This window comes from Pseudomonas sp. CG7 (assembly GCF_023701885.1).
GTDB lineage: Bacteria > Pseudomonadota > Gammaproteobacteria > Pseudomonadales > Pseudomonadaceae > Aquipseudomonas > Aquipseudomonas zanjanensis.
On sequence record NZ_JABAEE010000164.1, the window covers coordinates 1 to 2937 of the forward strand.

Annotated in this window: 2 protein-coding genes; both read right to left on the reverse strand. The window is 62.4% G+C overall.

Annotated features, from left to right (window positions below; all coding sequences use genetic code 11):
* Window positions 1-128: 128 nt before the first annotated feature.
* Window positions 129-2057 (reverse strand): hybrid sensor histidine kinase/response regulator, encoded by a 1929-nt coding sequence (locus HGO40_RS30330; RefSeq protein WP_250966042.1) that lies wholly within the window; start codon window positions 2055-2057, stop codon window positions 129-131.
* Window positions 2058-2222: 165 nt separating this feature from the next.
* The coding region (locus HGO40_RS30335) for an ATP-dependent DNA helicase (protein ID WP_284739275.1) at window positions 2223-2937 on the reverse strand (715 nt) is incomplete at its 5' end.

A 2937-nucleotide genomic window follows, 5' to 3' on the forward strand; every position in this document is an offset into this window, starting at 1 on the left:
ATGGCGGCGGAGCTGGGGCCGAGGCCCCGGGCCCCCGCGGGGGCGCTTCGCGCTCGCCTGCTTTTGGGGCCGCTTCGCAGCCCAGCGGGAGCAAGCTCCCTCGCCACAGGAGACAACTACCTTCCTGGCTATTTCATCGTCTGCCCAATGATCTGCATCAGGTCAATCTGCTTGAACGGCTTGATCAACCGAGGCAGTTGCGCGGCGAAACCTTCCAGGCGTTCGGCATAACCGGTGGCCAGGATGATGGGCAGGCTCGGTTGGCGGTCGCGCAACACTTTCGCCAACTGCGCGCCGTCCATCTGCGGCATGGCCATGTCGGTGATCACCAGGTCGATGTCCAGGTTGCGCTCATACAGTTCCAGCGCCTGGGCCCCCGACGGCGCGCAAAGGACTCGGTGCCCCAGGTCTTCGATCAACAGGCGCGTGCTGGTCAGCACCAGGCTGTCATCGTCGACCACCAGCACTTTCAATTCATGGACCGGCGGCGCCGCTTCCTCGATCGCCGCTTTACCAGGGGCCGAATCGCCGGCCACTGGCAACCACAGTTCGGCGGTGGTACCGACACCTTTCTGGCTCTTGAGCGTCAGGCGGCCACCCAACTGCTCCGCCAAGCCATGCACCATCGACAAGCCGAGGCCGGTGCCCTTGCCGACGCCCTTGGTGGTGAAGAACGGATCCACAGCCGAAGCCAGCGTGGCTTCGTCCATGCCCTCGCCCTCATCGGTTATCGTCAGGCAAATGTAGCGCCCGGGGGCCATCGGCTTGTCCGGCGCGGCATCGGCCCCTTGCCGCTCATCGGCGGCGATGATGATCTGGCCGCCATGGGGCATGGCGTCCCGGGCATTGGTCGCCAGGTTGAGAATCGCCAGTTCCAATTGGTTGACATCCGCCAGCACCGGCGACAGCGCCTCGTCGAAACGGGCCTGGATGTGGATCGACGGGCCCAGGGAGCTTTGCAGCAATCCGCTGATGCCCTGCACCAGGGCCGACAGTTCGACCGATTCGTAGGTCAGTTTCTGCCGACGGGCAAACGCCAGCATGCGTTGGGTCAGCGAAACCCCGCGCAGCGCGCCCTGGGTCGCGTTTTCCAGCAATTGGGTGAGTTTCGGCTCGCTGGGCATGCGCTTGCGCACGATTTCCAGATTGCCAAGGATCACCGTCAACAGGTTATTGAAATCATGGGCAATCCCCCCGGTGAGCTGGCCGATGGCTTGCAATTTCTGGGATTGAAACAACGCCTCGCGGGCCTGTTCAAGAGCCTGCTGGGCCTGGGTGGCATCGGTGATGTCGCGGGTGATCTTGGCGAAACCCAACAGCGTGCCGGTGTCGCTGCGAATCGCATCGATGACCACGTGGGCCATGAAGCGCGTGCCGTCCTTGCGCATCCGCCAGCCTTTTTTCTCGAAGCGTCCTTCGCTGGCAGCGATGCTCAACGCCCGCTGCGGTTCGCCGGCATCGCGATCCTCGGGGGTGTAGAACATCGAGAAATGCCGGCCGATAGCCTCCACCGGCAGATAGCCCTTGATCCGCTGTGCCCCCTGGTTCCAGTTGGTGACCTGGCCTTCCGGGTCGAGCATGTAGATGGCGTAATCAGTGACGCTTTGCACCAGCAGGCGAAATTGCTGCTCGCTTTGCTTGAGGGTTTCCTCGGCCATCTTGCGGTCGGTCAGGTCGCGAGTGATCTTGGCGAAGCCGAGCAAGATGCCACTCTGGCTGTCGATGATCGGATCGATCACCACATGGGACCAGAACAGCGTGCCGTCCTTGCGCACCCGCCAGCCCTCGCCTTCGAAACGCCCCTCGCGCACGGCCGTGTCCAGCGCCCGTTGCGGCAGGCCGGCGGCGCGGTCCTGGTCGGTGTAGAACCGGGAGAAATGCTGGCCAAGGATTTCGGCTTCCTCGTAGCCCTTGAAACGCCTGGCACCGGAGTTCCAGCTGGTGATGATGCCCGAAGGGTCGGTCATGTAGATGGCATAGTCGACCACCGCATCGATGAGCAAGCGAAAGCGCTGTTCCTCGTTGATGAGCGGGGTCTTTGGGTCATTCTCGAGCATCTGGCCGGGGCATCCGTGTGGATTTTTTGCGGATTATGGAGCAAGTCTGGCTTCAGGAAAAATGATTGAGTGATCAGCAGCTCTCCAGACAGCTCACAAACCCGAATCCTACTCAGTTCCCTGTGGGAGCGAGCTTGCTCGCGATGGCGGTTTATCAGCCAGTCTTCATGTCACTGACAGACCGCTATCGCGAGCAAGCTCGCTCCCGCAGGGTGCACACTGTGTTTCCGGGGTGACCGACCACCAACGCGGCAACAGTTGCTGCACCCTGGCCTCGCCAAACCGATCGTCGATCAGCATCACTACCCCGCGATCCTGCTGGGTACGGATGACCCGGCCGGCCGCCTGTACGACTTTTTGCAATCCCGGATACAGGTAGGTGTAATCGTAGCCGTCGCCAAAAATCGCCGCCATGCGCTGTTTCATCTGCTCATTGACCGGGTTGAACTGCGCCAGCCCCAAGGTGGCAATGAAGGCGCCGATCAGGCGTGAGCCCGGCAAGTCGATGCCCTCCCCGAACGCCCCGCCCAGCACCGCAAAACCAATGCCCTGGCTGTGCTCCATGAAGCGTTCGAGAAATGCCTGCCGAGGGGCTTCGCCCATGCCCCGCGATTGCGTCCAGAGGTCGATCCGTGGGTATCGCTCGGCAAACAGCCCGGCCACTTGCTGCAGGTAATCGAAGCTGCTGAAAAAAGCCAGGTAGTTGCCCGGGCGCTCGCTGAACTGGCGGGCCATCAACGTGACGATCGGCTCCAGGGACGCCTGGCGATGGGCAAACCGGGTGGAAATACGGCTGACAACCTGTACGTCCAACTGCTCGGCCTTGAACGGCGACTCCACGTCGATCCACACCGTGTCCCCCGGCGTCCCCACCAAATCC